14 protein-coding genes are annotated in these 16746 nt (G+C 69.0%); 3 read left to right on the top strand and 11 right to left on the bottom strand.

Annotation, left to right across the window (positions count from 1 at the left end):
• Positions 1-99: 99 nt before the first annotated feature.
• From ABIA33_RS18650 to ABIA33_RS18640, 3 genes are all read right to left on the bottom strand, one after another.
• Positions 100-273 (bottom strand): hypothetical protein, encoded by a 174-nt coding sequence (locus tag ABIA33_RS18650; protein ID WP_370082953.1) that lies wholly within the window; start codon positions 271-273, stop codon positions 100-102.
• A 104-nt stretch (positions 274-377) separates the two neighbouring features.
• Positions 378-599, bottom strand: a complete 222-nt coding sequence (locus ABIA33_RS18645) for an Imm21 family immunity protein (RefSeq protein ID WP_370082951.1) — start codon at positions 597-599, stop codon at positions 378-380.
• A gap of 139 nt (positions 600-738) precedes the next feature.
• Complete coding sequence (locus tag ABIA33_RS18640; protein WP_370082913.1) at positions 739-1464, bottom strand: hypothetical protein; 726 nt, start codon at positions 1462-1464, stop codon at positions 739-741.
• Between the two features lie 663 nt (positions 1465-2127).
• On the opposite strand from ABIA33_RS18640, the gene sigJ reads away from it, so the two are divergent.
• Both sigJ and ABIA33_RS18630 read left to right on the top strand, forming a co-directional pair.
• A complete protein-coding gene (gene sigJ / locus ABIA33_RS18635) occupies positions 2128-3072 on the top strand; it encodes an RNA polymerase sigma factor SigJ (protein WP_370082910.1) in 945 nt (314 codons plus the stop codon).
• A 91-nt stretch (positions 3073-3163) separates the two neighbouring features.
• Entirely contained in the window at positions 3164-4360 is a 1197-nt protein-coding gene (locus ABIA33_RS18630) for an NAD(P)/FAD-dependent oxidoreductase (RefSeq protein ID WP_370082908.1), read from the top strand.
• Between the two features lie 512 nt (positions 4361-4872).
• Here the strand turns inward: ABIA33_RS18630 and ABIA33_RS18625 are convergent.
• A complete protein-coding gene (locus ABIA33_RS18625) occupies positions 4873-7593 on the bottom strand; it encodes an AAA family ATPase (protein ID WP_370082906.1) in 2721 nt (906 codons plus the stop codon).
• A 178-nt stretch (positions 7594-7771) separates the two neighbouring features.
• Between ABIA33_RS18625 and ABIA33_RS18620 the strand changes: the two genes are divergently transcribed.
• The gene (locus tag ABIA33_RS18620) at positions 7772-8455 is read left to right on the top strand and encodes an alpha/beta fold hydrolase (protein ID WP_370082904.1); all 684 of its coding nucleotides are present in this window, start codon (positions 7772-7774) and stop codon (positions 8453-8455) included.
• A 196-nt stretch (positions 8456-8651) separates the two neighbouring features.
• Here the strand turns inward: ABIA33_RS18620 and ABIA33_RS18615 are convergent, their stop codons facing one another.
• The 7 genes from ABIA33_RS18615 to ABIA33_RS18585 form a co-directional block, all read right to left on the bottom strand.
• Positions 8652-9782, bottom strand: coding sequence for a hypothetical protein (locus ABIA33_RS18615; protein WP_370082902.1), 1131 nt, complete (start codon positions 9780-9782; stop codon positions 8652-8654).
• Positions 9783-9811: 29 nt separating this feature from the next.
• A complete protein-coding gene (locus ABIA33_RS18610; RefSeq protein ID WP_370082900.1) occupies positions 9812-10027 on the bottom strand; it encodes a hypothetical protein in 216 nt (71 codons plus the stop codon).
• 94 nt (positions 10028-10121) lie between these two features.
• Positions 10122-12860: a hypothetical protein gene (locus ABIA33_RS18605; protein WP_370082898.1), complete on the bottom strand. Its 2739-nt coding sequence runs from the start codon at positions 12858-12860 to the stop codon at positions 10122-10124.
• 281 nt (positions 12861-13141) lie between these two features.
• Complete coding sequence (locus ABIA33_RS18600; protein ID WP_370082896.1) at positions 13142-13585, bottom strand: PIN domain-containing protein; 444 nt, start codon at positions 13583-13585, stop codon at positions 13142-13144.
• Positions 13582-13842 (bottom strand): CopG family transcriptional regulator, encoded by a 261-nt coding sequence (locus tag ABIA33_RS18595; RefSeq protein WP_370082894.1) that lies wholly within the window; start codon positions 13840-13842, stop codon positions 13582-13584. Before ABIA33_RS18595 ends, ABIA33_RS18600 begins: the two co-directional genes overlap by 4 nt.
• A gap of 219 nt (positions 13843-14061) precedes the next feature.
• Positions 14062-15447 (bottom strand): FAD-dependent oxidoreductase, encoded by a 1386-nt coding sequence (locus ABIA33_RS18590; RefSeq protein ID WP_370082892.1) that lies wholly within the window; start codon positions 15445-15447, stop codon positions 14062-14064.
• Between the two features lie 237 nt (positions 15448-15684).
• Complete coding sequence (locus ABIA33_RS18585) at positions 15685-16428, bottom strand: SDR family NAD(P)-dependent oxidoreductase (RefSeq protein ID WP_370082890.1); 744 nt, start codon at positions 16426-16428, stop codon at positions 15685-15687.
• Positions 16429-16746 lie beyond the last annotated feature (318 nt).

Raw genomic sequence — 16746 nt, 5'->3', positions numbered from 1 at the left:
GTAAGTGTTGGCCGGAGCCCAGAAGGGCTGTCCCAGGGCTGCGTGAGTTCTGGCGAGGCATCCAGAATCCCTTGTTCGATCGAGCCGTGAGGACGACCCTTACGCGCCAGCAGGCAGAAGCTGCACCAGACCAACCCAGGTGTGGCTGTCAGCCTGGACGCGGATCGCGCGGACCGTCCAACGGCCGGAAGGAATCTGGACAGGCGCCTGATCGGGCAGCCCGCCACCCGGATACCCGACGTTCAGCTCAGTTCCTGCGGCGGCCGAGTCCATGAGCACGGCCGGGCCATCCGTTTCCCAACTCCCACACTCCATCCCATGCGGCAGCGGGGTCGGCGAGAACAGCCTCGGCCGCAGTGATCCCGTCAGCCTCGGAGTCAGCTGCCAACCAGCGGACGAATCCCTGCCGACTGGTCAGCCAGGACCAGTGCCAGAGCACCCTCCTGGCCTACCCCGATCACCGCAGCCAGAGCCACCGCCTCGCAGGCCCGGTCGTAGTCGTCCGGGGTATCCACGTCGCCCATGACCATCCCAACCTCTGTGCAACCGCTCCATTCGGTCAGCGCCGAGTTCGGGACGGCAATGAGCGGGCCTCCCATCGACTCCACCCAGGTCCGGATACACCGAGCCGAACTGGCTTCCGTGGACGAGGAGGTATGCATGACGACAGTGTGCCCCGCACCGCTGACACACCGTTGGTCGTGTAGACCTTGGCGTCCAGCAGAGTGCCGCCGTGCGTCAGATGTTCAGCGGGTTATGGGCCAGGTAGCGAAGGCTCTGCTTCAGGTAGGCCCGGGGATTGGTGTCGAGATGGCGGGCCCAAGCGGGTTTGGTCTCGCCGCGCAGGTGGGCGTAGCAGGCGAGCGCGTAGCCGAGCATGTGCTCGTTCAGGTAGCCGAGCCTCGAGTACGACCAGCCCTGGCTGTTCTGGTTGAAGTTGAAGGCGGAGTTGGCGGTGAAGATGCCGAGGCCGAAATAGACCGTCAGCAGATCGGTGAGTGGTTCGTGATCAGATCGGTCGATGGTGATGCGCTGTTCGTCGAGAAGGCGGACGTGGCCCAACTCGTGGGCGATGGTGGCGACCAGGGAGGTCGGGCGGGTGGCCTGGCGCTGGTCGATCGCGATCACAGGACGCCCGTTCTCGCGCCGGTAGTGGCCGGCTGCGGAGCGTGACTTGTGGGCAAGCCGGAGTTCGGCCACCATGACGTCCTCGCCGTCGTCCGGCTCGATCTCGATCGTTAGCCGGTTGGGTGCCACGTCCAGGTATCCGCAGATCTGGATGATCAGGTTCCGAATGTCCGCGTCAGAGCCGGCATATCGGCCCGGGAAGAACTCGGCGGTCGGCAGGACCGGATCCCGCATCAACACTTCACCGCCGAACTCGGCTGCGAGCCAAGCTATGGACTCCTCCATCCAGACCCGTTCCTGCGGCCCGACCGGGCACTTCGGTGAGAACAGCGCCATGACACCCCTCGCGTGATCACGGTCATGATGCACCAGGGGTGGGCGGCCAGTGCGGCCCACCCCTGCCGGGCCGCACTCGTCGCCAGTCGCGAGCTCGCGGCCGAATACATGGAGGACATGCCCGATCTCTGGGTTCGACGGACCGAGCGGACGGGACCGAGCGGCAGCCGCGCTCGACCTCTCTCTTCCGACGGAGGCCGATGCGCTGGCCCGGCTGCATGAGACCGCCACTGTGGTGGGCAGGGATTTCGCTCTGATCTTCACGCCAGAGGATGAGCCATACAACGCGCTGTTCGAGGACCGGGCATGACCGCGCAGCAGTGGCTCTCGCCCTTTCAGCCCACGAAGAAGCGGAGCGACACACCGCCGTCGTCCACCTGGTCGCACTCGGCCCCGCGGCCCTGCCCGCTCTGATGGATCAACTGCGCGACGACGCTTCGCCGGTGACAGAGACCGCTCTGCTCTCGGTACTGAGCGGCATCGGCGCGCAGGCGTTCGATCCGGTACGGCGGTGCGCCAGCTCAGGCGGCCGACCGAGGTACGCGCCTGCGCCGGCGGAGGTCGGTGCAGAGACACATACGGTTGCGTGCGCCGAAGTGATCGGCAGCGTCCCGGGCCGCAGCCCAAGGGCCGTGGCGTGCGCTGAGGGCTAGGATCCTGGCCATGTCCCTGAGCACGAAGGACGCGGACCGGTTCGGGGCTTTTGTGCCTCGACTGGAAGCCATCGCTTACCGGCTTCTCGGCTCTGCGAGTGAGGCGGAGGATGCGGTGCAGGATGCGTTCCTGCGCTGGCAGGCCGCGGATGTCGAGCGTATTGAGGTTCCGGAGGCCTGGCTGACGAAGGTCCTCACGAACCTGTGCCTCAACCAGCTTTCCTCAGCCCGTGTCCGGCGCGAGACGTATGTGGGCCAATGGCTCCCGGAGCCGCTTCTCGCGGGGGACTCCATGCTCGGCCCGGCCGATACCGCCGAGCAGCGTGAATCGGTCTCGTACGCGGTCCTCGTCCTCATGGAGCGCCTGTCTCCCAACGAGCGGGCGGTGTACGTACTGCGGGAAGCCTTCGAATATCCGCACCGCGAGATCGCCGAGATCCTCGACATCACCGAGGCCGCCAGCCAGCAGATCTTCCACCGCGCCAGGAAGCACGTCGCGGACGGCAAGGCCCGCACCGAGATCGACGAGGCGGCCGCCAAGCGGATCGTCGAGGAGTTCCTCGCGGCTGCCACCACCGGCCGGACCGAGCCGCTCGTGCGGCTGCTCACCGCGGACGCCATCGCGATCGGCGACGGCGGCGGGAAGGTCCCGGCCCGGGCCAAGGCGTTCGAGGGTGCCCTCGCGGTCGCGAAGTTCATGCGGGGACTGTTCAAACCCAGCGAGGCCAAACGCGCCCTGATCGGCGGCTCGCCGGAGGTCTACATCGCTACCGCCAACGGTGCCCCTGCCGTCGTGGCGGTCCTCAAGGGCCAGGTCATCGGCGTCCTGTGTCCGGAGGTCACCACCGAGGGCATCGCCGCATTCCGCAACCAGGTCAACCCCGACAAGCTGGAACGCGCGTCCCGGCGGTGGGCGGCCGACGGGCACGGGGAACCCCTGTTCAACGCCTTCTGAATCTGATGTGAGGTGCATCACATCGCATTCCTGTCAGGGAACGGCGGGCTGTCCGGTTCAAGGGGCGAGACCGCGAGACAGGAGTCAAGACATGCAGCACCGCATCATCGTCCTCGGAGCCGGATACACCGGAGCCATCGCCGCCGGGCGCCTCGCCAAGCGACTGCAGCGTGAGGATGTCGCCATCACCCTCGTCAACGCCGAGCCCAACTTCGTCGAACGCGTCCGGATGCACCAGTTGGCGGTCGGCCAGGACCTCAAGCCCCACCCCTTCGACGAGATGTTCGCGGGCACCGGCGTGGAACTGAAGCTCGCGAAGGTGACCGGCGTCGACGTCGATCGCAAAACCGTCGCCATCCTTGCCGCACACGGCACCGAGGAACTGGAGTACGACAGCCTCGTGTACGCCCTGGGTAGCGGCTGGAACGACCAAGGCGTCCCCGGCGCCGCCGAGCACGCCCACCAGATCGCGAGCCGTCCCGGAGCACTCCGGCTGCGCGAGCGCCTGGCCGGCCTGGACGCCGGACAGCCCGTGGTCATCGTCGGCGGAGGCCTCACCGGCGTGGAGGCCGCGAGCGAGATCGCCGAGGCCCGCCCGGACCTCGACGTCGCCCTCGCCGCTCACGGCGGGCTCGGCGACTGGCTCTCGCCCAAGGGGCGGGGGCACCTCCGGAAGGTCTTCGGCAAACTCGGCATCACCGTCCTCGAGCACACCGATGTCACCGCCGTCGAGGCTGACCGCCTCGCCACCGCCGACGGCCAGTTCGTCCCGGCCGCGGTCACCGTGTGGACCACCGGCTTCGCAGTCCACCCGATCGCGCAGGCGACCACCCTGGAGGTCACCGGCACTGGCCAGATCGTGGTCGACGGGACCATGCGCTCGCTCTCGCACCCAGACGTGTACGCCATCGGCGACGCAGCCATGGCAATGGGCCCCGGCGACAAGCCGCTGCGGATGTCGTGCGCATCGGGCACCCCCATGGCATGGCAGGCAGCCGATTCCCTCGCGGCACGTCTGACCGGCGGGAAGCTCCCGAAGACGCCGCTGCGCTATTTCAACCAGTGCATCTCACTGGGACGCAAGGAAGGCGTGATCCAGTACGTCACCGCCGACGACCGAGCCGTCCGGGCGGCCCTGACCGGACGCCTCGCCGCCGTCTACAAAGAACTGGTCTGCAAAGGCGCGGCCTGGGGCGTCGCCAACCCGACGCTGGGGATTCCGACCCGGCCCCGCCGCGTTGTGCAGGAGCCGTTCCAGGCGGGCACGGCCGTCAAGGCACAGGTCTGAAGACCTGTAGGTCTGACGGCCAGCCCTGATCACGGGATGCCCTGCAGGCAGCGACAGGAGCAGCTTCGCGCACTACCCAGACGGGGGGAACCGCAGGACAGAGCCCCTGCCGAGCCGCGCCCGCAGTTGCAGTTGCAGTTGCATTCACCTCCGTTCAGCAGGGTCCGTTCGTCAGCCATCGGACCTCTCCGCCGCAGGTGAGGACGCCCCCGTAGGCCGCTGGACGCCCGGGCGAACAGTTGGACAGCGTGTTGGGGGCAACCCCTCACGAGTTCGAATCTCGTATCCTCCGCACTCGCCCATCAGCGCAAACTAAGGACCCGACCGCATCGCGGTCGGGTCCTTAGTTCGTTTGTCGTCTCATCTCCAGTCTCATCACGGCGCTGGTGCCCTCGTGCCGGTCTACACCGGCACGAGGCGTAGACGGCCGCCGCAGGCACCTGCCATGACCAGCAAGCCGTGCCTGACCGGCCACTACACCCCCGTCGCCGACGAAATCACCGCCGTCGGCCTCAGGCGCTCGTGGGCGGCAGCTCTCCGAGCGCGTCCCGCAGCGCTGCTCGCGAACTGATGCCGAGCTTCGGAAACAGGCGGTACAGGTGGGAGCTCACGGTCCGGGGGGAGAGGTAGAGCCGTTCGCCGATCTGCTTGTTCGTGAGGCCCGCGGCGGCGAGCTCGGCGATCTCGCGCTCCTGCGGGGTCAGCGGGGCGGCCGGCCCGGAAGCCGGGTGGGCTGCGGGCGTCCCGCTTGCGCGGAGCTCGGCGCGCGCCCGCGCCGCCCACGGGACGGCGCCGAGTCGTTCGAAGACGTCGAGGGCGATCGTCAGCTGGTGCCGGGCCTCGGAGGTGGACTTTGCCCGGCGGAGGCGTTCGGCGTAGGCAAGCCGGATCCGCGCCTGTGCGAACGGCCAGCGGCTCGCTCCCGGGGTCGCGAGCGCGGTGTCGAACGCCTCGCGGAACGACGCGGCCGGAGCGGTCATCCCCGTCGCGCCGACCGCGATCAGAGCGAGCCGGGGTGAGAGGTCGGCGACGCCTGATCGATGGATGTCGGCGACGTGCGCTCTTGCCTCTGCCGTCCGCCCGGCTCGGACGGCCGCCTCGACGAGGTCCAGCAGGACCCACAGTGCCGCGGGCTTGTAGGCGGGCACTGTCCCGGGCGAGCAGATCTCGACCGCGTGACGGTAGGCGGTCTCGAACTCCCCGTTGCTCAGCGCATCGACGGCCTTCGCGTGCGCGGCGAGCTGAAGCACGAAGCCGATGCGGTTCGGCGCCCCCCAGGCCTCCAGGTCGTCGGCGTGATGCCGGACGGTCTCGCGATCGCCGCGGGCGGCGGCGACCATCGCCCGGTCGTACTGCAGGAAGCCGCCGAGCAGCCGGTAGTGATGCCGGGTCGTGAAGGCGAGCCCCTCCTCGGCCAGCTGGAGCACGCCGTCCCAGTCGCCGCTCAGCACGCCGTCGAACCCCAGGAGCGCGAACGCCTTGATCGCCGATGCGACCGCGCCGCCACTGCGGCCGTGCTCGATCACCCGCCACAGCGCGCTGCGGCATCCGGCGATCCGGTGCACGTACATCGCCGCGATGCCCAGCCGCACAGCGTGGGCGTGATCGGCCTGCTCACCGATGCCGGCGATCGCCTCGTCGAGCAGCGGGAGCGACGGCGCTGCCCGTCGCGCGGGCTCGAGGAACGTGTTGCCGAGCAGGGCCAGGATCTCCGGGGGCTCAAGGTCGAGCCGATCGAGGGCAGCCCGGTAGTCGTCCACCAGCTCGGCGCGGGACCCGAAGGAGCAGTTCGCCTGCAGCACGTAGACGATCTCGCTGAGCGGCGCGTCCCAAACCGCGATCGGCTGGTCGGCCTTCCGCAGCGCGCCGAGCAGCAGCCGGTGGATGGTGTCGATGTCGCCCCCGCTGTTCACCATGTAGGCCGCAGCGGCGACGGCGGCGGCCACCGTGTGGCCTTGCCCGCCGCGTTCGGCGACGAGCGCCCGCGGGTCGGTGAGATCCCCGGTGACGTCGGCGCCGAGGTAGGTCGCGAACATGGCACGGCGGTGATGGTCGTCGGGTCCCGGGCTCAGCTCGGCCGCGCGCAGCAGTAGACCGATAGCGCCGACCGGGTCGCCGCGCCCCTTCGTCTTCAGCGCGGCCTCCTCGAGCAGTTGCGCGATCTGCTCGTCCGGCGCCGACGCAGCCTCCGCGAGATGCCATGCGCGCCGCTCGGAGCCGGCCGGATGCCGTCCCGCCAGCCGCCGATGTGCCTCGCGCCGTTCTTCTTCGGTCGACAGCTCGACGACCGCGGAACGGGTGAGCGGATGCCGGAACTGGACGCCGCGGGTCACCGGATGAATGCGGATCAGCCGGGCGCGTTCGGCCGGTTCGAGCTCACCGACCGAGATCGCCGGGAACAGTTCGCCGGTCCCGTCGAGCGCCGCGAGCAGCAGCTGGGCACGCGTCTCGTTGGGGAGCCCGTCGATCCGCCGGGCGAAGGTCAGCTGCAGCCGTCGGCCGACAGACGTGCGGCCGAGCGGAGGTTCGGCGGCGGTCGGGCCAACGTGCGCCGGAAGCTCGATCAGCGCCAGCGGGTTGCCCTGAGCCTCGGTGAGTACCTGCCGGGCCGCCCGGGGCGGCAGCTCGGGGAACGCCTCGGTGAGGAGTACTGCCGCTGCGTCGTCGTCGAGCGGTCCGATGGCGATCTCCGCAAGTCCGGCGTCCTCGAACACGCTGCCCTCACCTGTGCGCACGACGCCGAGCAGGCCTATCCCCGTGCCGCCCAGCCGCCGGGCGAGGATGCCGAACAGGGTGGCGCTCGCCCGGTCGAGCCACTGCAGGTCGTCGACCACCACCAGCAGGGCGGCCTGGTCGGCGGCACCGGACAGCAGGGCGAGCAGCGCGTTCGTCAGCGCGAGCTGGTCGGGCGCGGGCCCCTCCGCGAGGCCCACAGCGACGCCGATCGCGCGTCGGGAATCGAGTGGGAGCACGGCCAGCTCGGCGGCCAGCGGAGCGACCAGCTGATGGAGCCCGGCGAAGCTCACCTCCGCCTCGAACTCGACGCCGGACGCGCGCAGGACGCGCGTGCCGAGCTCCGCGGCGTGGGCAGCCGCGGCATCGAGGAGCGACGTCTTGCCCACGCCGGCCTCGCCGACGACGAGCAGGGAGCCGCCCTCCGTCGCCACGGCGTCGACGAAGCCATGCAGCACGCCCAGCTCGCGCGCACGCCCCACGAGCCGTCTGCTCGCCACGCTCGACACCCAACCCGGCACGTTCAGACTCTACTGCGCCACCACGGCCGTCGACTCCGGCGCGAGGGCCTGGAGCGGCGGACCCGCCCGGCTCGCCGATGGCAGTCATCTGACGGATTCGCCGCGCCCATCGCGTCCGTAGATTCGCTCTCGTCCACCAGATCTGGAAGGAGACGCCATGAGTGCAACCATCGTTCTCGTGCACGGCGGCTTTGTCGACGGCGCCGGATGGCGCGGAGTCTACGACGCCCTGACGACCGACGGCTTCGACGTGCGGATCGTGCAGAACCCGACGAAGTCGCTCGCCGACGACGTCGCCGTTACCCGCGACGTGCTCGACGGCGCCGCCGGCCCGGTCGTGCTCGTCGGCCACTCGTACGGCGGTGCGGTGATCACCGAGGCCGGCAACCACGACAAGGTCGGGGCGCTCGTCTACGTCACGGCGTTCGCGCCCGACCAGGGGGAGTCGGTCAACACGCTTCTGGGCACGTTCCCGGCCGACGGGCCGCAGCCGCCGATCCTGCCGCCGGTCAACGGCTATCTCTTCCTCGACCGCGACAAGTTCGCCGACTCGTTCGCCGCCGACGTCTCTGCGCAGGAGGCGGCGTTCATGGCCGACTCGCAGGTGCCATGGGGGCTGGACGCGCTCGGCGGCACGGTGACGAAGGCCGCCTGGCATGCGAAGCCCAGCTGGTACCTGCACGTCACAGAGGACCGGATGATCCCGCCCGCCGCACAGGCCTCGATGGCGAAGCGTATCGGCGCCACCGTCGCCGAGACACCCGGAAGCCACGCGATCTACGTGTCGCAGCCGGGAGTCGTCGCCGATCTGATCAGGAAGGCCGCGGCGACACTCGCATGAGGTGGGTGCCACCCGGATGCCTGGGTGGCACCTCACCGCGCGCCGTCCTTCGGCGTCAACAGCAGACGGGTGCCGAGCGGAGCGGGCGCGGCACTGCCAGATCGGCTGTGAGGCCGATGGCGAGCAGCCGCGCGGCCAAGCGCCGGTGACCTGCCGCATGGCCCGCACCCGGCGATGGGTGCGGGCCTCTGCTCCATCAGCGACTGCGTGCGCCTCGGGCATAAGCGGCGGCGGGCTGGGCGTCGAGCATCGCCAGGACGGCGCTCGCGCGCAGGCCGATGAAGCTGCCGATGGGGTCGTCGAAGCCGCCCCACGGCCAGGGAACGATGTTGCCGAGCACCCGGTAGAGCTCGACTGCTTCGGCACCGCGGCCGGCCTTGGTGAGTCCGTAGGCGAGCCAGCCTCGCGCGTCGACCAGGCGTGGGTGACCGGGGTCAGCGGCGGCAAGGTCGGCGAGAGCGGTGTCCAACGCTGCTGCCACGTCGGGGCGCTTCCAGGCGTCGGCCGGTGCCTCGTCGCGGACGAACTCCTCGCGGAACGCCTCGATCTTGAGTGCCGGGAGCAGGCTGCCGTGCGGGGCCACCGCGATGGCGCTGTCGATGAACTGGTGCATCAACTCGTGGCTGCCGCGCCATTTCTGGCACCAGTACTGCAGCGCGCACGCGTGGGCACGGTAGTGCTGCGGCGCGCGGGCGACGATCTCCGCCCACAGGGCGCGGTAGCGGTCGTTGGGCCAGCTCAGTCCCATGGCGACGGGGAGGAGGACAACGTAGGGGTTGGGGTCCTGGGGCGGGGCGAGGCGGATCGCCTCGTAGGCGGCCTGTTCGGCCTGGGTCAGTACACGGTGGAAGCCTTCGAACTGCTCGCGCGTCACCTGGGACGCCAGCTTGGAGCTGCGGATCTGCCATGCGACGCTGACGAGCGCGTCGGCGTGGAGCAGGGCAGCGTCCGCGTTGGCGGGCTCGGCCTGACGCCATGCCCGGAGCCAGCGGTCGTCTTCGACAGCCAGGTCGTGGAACGGACCGAGCCGGTGCCAGGCGAGGTCCCAGTCGGTGCCGCGCTGCCCGAGCCAGTAGGCGGCCGGACGCCAGTCGCCGGCGCGCGCGGAGTCGAGGGCGGCGGCGATCTCGGGAGTGGGATGGTTCGCCTGAACGGTCAGCTGCTCGCGCCGAGCGAGGCCGTAGTCGGTGGGGTTGATGGTGCGGGGTGCGCCCTGCGCTGGAGCGGGAGCGGTGCGCTTTCGGGCCGCGCGGGTCTTGCGATAGCTGGAAGCGGCGACGACCAGCATGATGCTGGTGCCGCCGCCGAGCGTGCTGAGCAGGTCCATGCGGGGGCTTTCTGGAGTCGGGTCGGCTGTCAGTTGCGGGCGACGGGCCGGGTCGAGGCGAGAACGGCGCGAAGTGGCGTCGGATCAGGCCAGTCGGCGAGGAGGGCGTCCAACGCGGGAGGCAAAGTCTCGGCGAGGCCCCCAGGCAACCGCAGCCGGACCGGCTCCGACCAAGTCAGCTCCCAGCGCGCCGCACCGGTTTCGGCGAGAGAGAGGATGACGAGGTCGCTCAGCGCCGCACGCATCGTGCTTCGCGATGCGGCTCTGTCGGGTACGGCGAGGGCCCCCGGGGGCGACGTGGATCGCCGCCCCCGGGGCCTTGGGGTGTAGGAGCCGGGATCAGTCGTTCTGGTAGTAGCCGAAGGCGTCGACGATGAGGTCGAGTTTGCCGTCGCTCATGTTCCAGTAGTCGATGATGCCGCCGCCGCCCGGGGTCGCCTGGACCAGGTTCGGAACGGTCTGGCCCCTGAGCCAGTTGAGCGTGGAGACGTTCGGTGGGGTGGGCCAGATCGCGGTTCCGCCCTGGTAGGCGGCCAGCGAGTTCGGGTCCGGGGACACGGTGAGGTGCCCCTGGTCGGTGGTGTCGGTCACGGTGGTGTTGAGCACGAACGCCGTCAGGTCGAACCGTTGGGTGATCGGCATGTCGATGTAGCCCCGGCCGGTGAGCGGGCCGTACTTCCAAGAGGCGTCACGGGTGTCGAGCAGCCGCTCGGGCGCGATCGGCATGAAGGCACCCCGGTTGGACGTGCTGTAGAAGCCGACGACATCCACCACGACGTCAGTCGGCATCCAGGCACCGTTGAGCACACGGATCTTGCCGTCGCTGCCGACCGGGACGATCACCGCGTTGGCCACTGTCTGTCCGGCCGTGAAGTTCACGGCCGACGTGGTCGGCGTCGAACCGCCGTCAGGGTAGACGGTCAGGTGCCCGCCGCTCCGGGGCCGGGTGGCGGTGACGTTGAGCGCCACCGCGGTGATGCCGCCGGGCAGGCCGGGGGCGGCGCCGGAGATCTGCACCGGGAACGACGCGTACGCGCCGATCTGGCCCTTGGCCGTGCCGGTACCGTCACGGGTGTCGATCAGACGGGTTGGCGCGACCGGTATGTAGCCGCTGGACGGGGACTGGGTGAAGTAGCCGGTGATGTCGGCGACCAGGTCCACCGGTCCCCAGCCGCCGTTGTACAGGTCGACGTAGCCGTCACTGCCGACCGGGACGGTCACCAGGTTCGGCACGGTCTGTCCGGCGGCGTAGTTGACGTTCGACGTGGTCGGCAGCCTGCCGCCCTCGCCGTATGCCGTGATGTGCCCGCCGGCGGCGGTGTCGGTGACCGTCACATTGAGAACGGCCGCCGTCACGCCCGTGGGGATACCGCCATTGCCGACGATCTGCACCCGTGCTGCCCCGTACGGCTGCACCTTCGCCTTCGGCGCTCCCGTGCCGTCACGGGTGTCCAGCAGTCGCTTCGGCCCGTACGCCGTGTACTCCGAACCGACCATCGACACCTGGACCGAGTTGGCGACCGTGTTCCCACTGCGGTCGCTCACTGCGGCCGTGATGGTGTACGTGCCCAGTTTCGGGTACGTGTGAGGCAGCGTCACGGTCATCGGCGCATTCCCGTAGAAGATTTGGACGCCGGTTGGGCTGCCGTCTCCCCAGTAGATGTAGAGGTCCTGCTCGACGGGCTTGCTCGTCACATTCGCGGTGAGTGAGATGCCGTACGCGCTGGTGTTCTTGGCGGTCAGGGCAAGGGCCATGCCAGGGTTGGTGCTCAGGTACTTGACGGCGCCGCGGTCGGTGAGGGGGCTGCCGCCGAAGTAGTCCGAGCTCAGCGCACCAAATGCGTTCGGGTTGGCCGAGTTGATCGCGGCCGAGCCGGGCTGTAGCGCGTAGTCGACGCCCCCTTCCTGGCCGTTGCCGACGGGCAACGCCTTTACGGTGTCGATCGTGTCGTGAGCGGCCTGGGTCTGAGCGGCCTGGAACGTGGCGAGCGTCGGGTACGCCGTGCCGGCCCAGTTGTAGGGCACGGTGGCGTTGCTGCCGTCGATGTAGAAGTCGTTGAAATCGGCCGTGGTGGCCGCGCTCGACCCGGCGGAGACAGTGACGTCCGGCGCCCAACCGGCCCCGGCATTGGAGCACTGCGACTTGTAGCCGCCCACCATCAGGTCGGTGTTCTGATTGCCGTCCTCCAGCAGGTTGTTCTCGATGGCGACCGCGGAGGACACACCCTCGATATCGACCGCGGAGTGGCAGCCGCGCTGGATCGTGTTGCCCGTGACGTTCAGTCCGTTCACTCCGGTGGCGATGATGCCGGAGGCCGCGAACAGGTCACCGGCCACCGTGATGGTGCTCGCGCCGGACGCGACGGTGATCGCCGGGTTCAGGCTGGACGGGTAACTGGGGTTCACGTACGTCCTGGTCACCGCGATACCGCTGGACGCGCCGTCGATGGCGATGCCGCTGCCATAGTTGGCGCTGATCTGGTCGGAGTCCAAAGCGATCTGGGATGAGCCGATGATCTCGACCGCCATCGGCGCGCTGTAGGACTGCAGGCCGAGATGACTGATCGTCACATTGCTGACGCCGTCGAGGATGAGGGCGGGCTTTCCGGCGACGGTGGTGCCCGCCTCGACCGTCGGGTGGTTGGTCGTTCCGATGATGGAGATCCCGGAGGTCTTGACCGTCACGGACTCCGTCGAGTACGAGTTCTGGGAGTTGGCGTTGACGGTGGCGGACACCATGATGGTGTCGCCGGGAGCCGCCGCGTTGACGGCGTCCTGCAGGTCGCAGAACGGGGCACTCTGGGTGCCCGTTCCGGTGTCCGTGGTACAGGTCTCGGTAATGGCGTAGATCGTCTTGCCCGTCGAGAGGCTGTGCGTCGAGCTGGTGGTGGCCGGCTTCTGCACCCGGTACGACTTGTCGGCGGGGCTGGTGAAGGTCCTGAACGCGGCGGACCCGGCCCCGTCCAGGGGTGGCGGGGTTGCGGTGTGCGGAGTGGTCGCGGTGTGCGGATGGGCGGCGGCGGAGGCCGGACCCGGTACGAGGGCGATGCTGGCGGCGATGACCGCAGCTGTCGCCATGAGACGGCGGTGAGACACCGGTCCCCCAAGTCCATTTATCTGATGATCGTGGCAGTAGCCGGCTCAGGCTACAGACCCGCGCTCTCGCCAACAACGGAGATCTTCTCCGACAGTTGCTTCTTCTGTCGCGTTGCGGCCGTAGCGGCGCTCGATGGACTCACCTCGTCGCGCGCAGGAGGCCAGGGAACATCTGGCAGTCGCCGGCGTCGACGGCTTGGCGGTATCCGTGGGCGGTTTTGGTACCCATCCTCTGGCACTCCCAGCGTGTTGCTGAGCGTGGATCAGAGCGGAAGATCGTCGGGCAGAAGCCGGAACGCCTTATGCCGGCTGAGCGGGCGCAGCGCGCGGAAGTCACGGCGATCGAGAGTGAGGATGGCATCGGTGTCGTAGTCGGATGCCAGTGCGACGTTCACGGCGTCGGCGAGGTCGAGGTTGAGCGCGGCGTGACGGGCCCGAACGGACTGTGCGGCACCGAGGTGGTCCTCCGTGATCTCAGGAACGACAACACGGCCTCTCCCCATCCAGCGACGAATGTCGTCGACAGCGCTGATTGCCGCTTCGCGTCCCAGTTCACGGGTGGCCACGTGGTCGATCTCAGCGAGCAGCAGTGGGGACATGACGAGGAGCCCAGCAGCCATGATCGCTTCGTTCGCCGCACCGTGTTCGAGATGAGTGGAGTCGAGCGCAGCCAGCAGGCCCGAGGTGTCGGCGACGACAATGATCACGCGGCGGTTCCGGAGTCGGACTCGCGCCGAACGGCATCAGCGACAGTGGTACGCACATCCTCCTTGGTCGGAGTGCGCCCCGAGCCTTCAAAGGTGCGTGAGAACAGCGGCTCGTCCCAGACTCGGTTCGCCATGGCCGCCAGGTGGATACCTTGGCGGATGATCTCGGCCTCGCTTATCCCCCGGCGCTGGGCCGCCTCCTTGATGATGGCCAGGTCCTCCGGGTCAGCGTAGACATTCGTGCGCTTCATAGACATGTACCAAGGTTAGCCCATGTACCAGATCGACACATGACCTGAGGGCTCGGCTCCTCCGCACCCGCCCGCCAGAGCAGGCGAGGGCCCGACCGCACTGTGGTCGGGCCCTCGTACCTCGTGGTCTCACCGGGGACGGCGAGCAGAGTCCGTCGACGGTTCCGGTTCCGGAACCGGTTCCGTTGCCGGCTTCCGGGCCTTGTCCGTGCCGGCGTGGGGCGTTCAGTCCTCGCGCACGATGGTGGCGAGAACGTCGTTGAAGGCCTCTGTCGAGGTGGGGTGCTGGTAGACAGCGTCCCGAAGTTCGGCGGACTTGACGCCGTGCCGCATGGCGAGCGCGACGGTGTTGATCAATTCCTGGGCGTCGACGCTGAGCAGAGCGGCGCCGAGGATCTCGTCGGTGTCGGCGTCGACAACGAACTTCATGACGCCGCGGGTCTCCTCGACGGCGTAGGCACGGGGCATGGCGATGATTTCGGCGACGGGCTGGCTGGCGATCTTCACACGGTGCCCATCCGCTCGCGCCTGCTTCTCGGTGAGGCCGACGCCGGCGAGCGGCGGAGTCATGAAGACGGTGTGGGGGATGGCGACGCGGTCCGTGGTGCGGCGGCGGCCCTCGCCCACGAGTTGGTCGAGGACGATCCGGCTGTCGTCGAGCGAGACGTAGGTGAACTGGGGGCCGCCGTTGACGTCGCCGAGCGCGAAGATGTGCGGCTGACTGGTGCGCAGGTACTCGTCGACCTCGACGGCGCCGCGCGAGGTGGTACGCACCCCCGCTGCTTCCAGGTTGAGGCTGCGGGTTGCCGGCGCACGACCGGTGGCCGGCAGGACGGCGTCCGCGGCGACGGTCTGCTCCCGACCGTCTTGCTCGTAGACCACGATGGCCTCGCCGTCGCCGTCACGCACTTCCTTCACGGTGGCACCGGTGACAAAGCTGATCCCCTCGTCGGCGAGGATGGTGGTGGCGGATTCAGCGATGTCGTCGTCCTCGCGGGGGAAGAGCTTCGGGCCAGCCTCCAGCACGGCGACCTGCGAGCCGAACTGCTGGTAGATGGAGGCGAACTCGATGCCGAGGTAGCCGCCGCCGATGATGGCGAGCCGCCGGGGGAGGTCGGTGCTCTCGATCAGCTGGGTGCTGGTGACCACGTGCTTGCTGATCCGCAGGCCTGGGATGTCGGGGATGACCGGCTCGGAGCCGGTGTTGATCAGGATGCTCTCGCCGGTGACGGTCACGGTCCCGTCTGCTGTGTCCACACGAACGGTGTGCGGGTCGGTGAAGACGGCTTTGCCAGTAAGGACGGTGACGGTCTCCATTCCGTTCAAGCCTTCGTAGTTGCCGGCGCGGAACAGGGCCGTGACGGCCTGGACCTTGTCGACCGACTGCTTGTACCAGGCCTGCGCCGGATCTTCGGGACGGCGCAGGCGGGAGTGGTGGACGAGTGCCTTGGTCGGCACGCAGCCCACGTTGGGGCAGGTGCCGCCGTACATGTGCTCCGACTGCTCGACCAGGACGACGCGCTTGCCGCGCCGGCCCATGGCCGCTGCGGTGACCTTGCCGCCCTTGCCGAAGCCGATGACGAGGAGATCGGCGGTGATGGTGTCGTTCATGTCTTCCATGGCTCCAGTCGGGGTTGCAGAGAAACAGTGCACACCGGATAAGCCGGTAAATAGCTGCTCTGTCATCCTTGGTCATTATTTGTCTGTTTCGGCCATCAGTGTTGCCGATGTCTACCGAATGGCGGTCCCCGGCACGCCGCCACCCGAGGTGCGGCTGGGCGCTGACGCCCCGTCACCGTGGCCTGCGTGGGCTCGTACGCCCCCGCGCAGGCCACGGTGAGGGGGACGTCAGACGGCGATACGTCCGCCGTCGACCGGCAGCACGGCACCATGCACGAAGCTGGACCGGTCGGTGGCCAGGAACACGATGGCGTCGGCCACCTCCTGCGCGGTTCCCGGCCGCTGGGCCGGCGCCTGGGCGGCGAGGGCGTCGATGGCCTCGGCCATCCCCGAGGTTCCCTCGGTCAGGGTCGGGCCCGGACTGACCGCGTTCACCCGCACCCCACGCGGCCCGAACTCCGCCGCCCACGACTTCGTCAGCAGGACCAGAGCGGCCTTGCTCGACCCGTACAGGCTCATGCCGTCCACGCCGTATTCCGCGACCATCGTGGTGACGTTGATGATCGCACCACGACCACGCTCGGCCATGGCAGGTGCGAGCTCGGCGACCAGGAAGTACGGCGCCTTCACATTCAGCCCGTACACCGCGTCGAAGGCAGCCTCAGTGGCCTCCCCGGTCGGGCCGAACGGGTAGACACCGGCGTTGTTGACCAGAACGTCGATCTGCCCCACGAGCGCACTGGCCTGCCGGGCCAGCGAGCGTGCCGAAGCCTCGTCCCGCAGATCGGCAACCACGAAGTGGCCCTCACCGCCGGCCGCCTCGATCTCCTGAACGACCTTCTTGCCGCGCTCGGCGTCCCGGCCCGACAGCACGACCTTCGCCCCGAGGCCGGCGAGCGCCAGTACGGCCGCCCGGCCGATACCGCTGGTCCCGCCCGTGACCAACACCGAAGTGCCGGACAGTTCTGACATCGCTACTCACTCTCCGAGATACGTGTGCCCACCAAGGGGCCTGTCGGCCGAGTCACTCCGTGTCGGCGGCGACTCGATCCAGGTGGTGCAAGGCGTAGACGTTCCGGGCGCTTCCCGAGAGGTCATACACGGGGTCTATAGCCCTCATAAGTGCCGCCTTGGCACCTCTGACCTGGCACTTCGCGATTCGGCCAGCGGGTGGCGACGGCAGCACGCGGGCAGTCGACGCATTCGGGCGCGCCTCCCGTCGGGACACAGCGGGCGTCATAGCCCGGCGGTCCGATTCCGGACCAGCCCCGTCCGTGTCGCTCTCCGCTG

The organism is Streptacidiphilus sp. MAP12-16, assembly GCF_041262165.1.
In the GTDB taxonomy this organism is placed as follows: Bacteria; Actinomycetota; Actinomycetes; order Streptomycetales; family Streptomycetaceae; genus Streptacidiphilus.
The sequence above is the reverse complement of the archived record's forward strand: the minus strand, read 5'-3'. Positions and strand labels throughout refer to the sequence as shown.

Coding starts and splice junctions, on each gene's coding strand:
- ABIA33_RS18605 (WP_370082898.1), bottom strand. CDS start 12,860: ATGGCGACAGCTGCGGTCATCGCCGCCAGCATCGCCCTCGTACCGGGT.
- sigJ (WP_370082910.1), top strand. CDS start 2,128: ATGTCCCTGAGCACGAAGGACGCGGACCGGTTCGGGGCTTTTGTGCCT.
- ABIA33_RS18620 (WP_370082904.1), top strand. CDS start 7,772: ATGAGTGCAACCATCGTTCTCGTGCACGGCGGCTTTGTCGACGGCGCC.
- ABIA33_RS18590 (WP_370082892.1), bottom strand. CDS start 15,447: ATGAACGACACCATCACCGCCGATCTCCTCGTCATCGGCTTCGGCAAG.
- ABIA33_RS18650 (WP_370082953.1), bottom strand. CDS start 273: ATGGACTCGGCCGCCGCAGGAACTGAGCTGAACGTCGGGTATCCGGGT.
- ABIA33_RS18645 (WP_370082951.1), bottom strand. CDS start 599: ATGGGAGGCCCGCTCATTGCCGTCCCGAACTCGGCGCTGACCGAATGG.
- ABIA33_RS18630 (WP_370082908.1), top strand. CDS start 3,164: ATGCAGCACCGCATCATCGTCCTCGGAGCCGGATACACCGGAGCCATC.
- ABIA33_RS18585 (WP_370082890.1), bottom strand. CDS start 16,428: ATGTCAGAACTGTCCGGCACTTCGGTGTTGGTCACGGGCGGGACCAGC.
- ABIA33_RS18595 (WP_370082894.1), bottom strand. CDS start 13,842: ATGTCTATGAAGCGCACGAATGTCTACGCTGACCCGGAGGACCTGGCC.
- ABIA33_RS18610 (WP_370082900.1), bottom strand. CDS start 10,027: ATGCGTGCGGCGCTGAGCGACCTCGTCATCCTCTCTCTCGCCGAAACC.
- ABIA33_RS18640 (WP_370082913.1), bottom strand. CDS start 1,464: ATGGCGCTGTTCTCACCGAAGTGCCCGGTCGGGCCGCAGGAACGGGTC.
- ABIA33_RS18615 (WP_370082902.1), bottom strand. CDS start 9,782: ATGGACCTGCTCAGCACGCTCGGCGGCGGCACCAGCATCATGCTGGTC.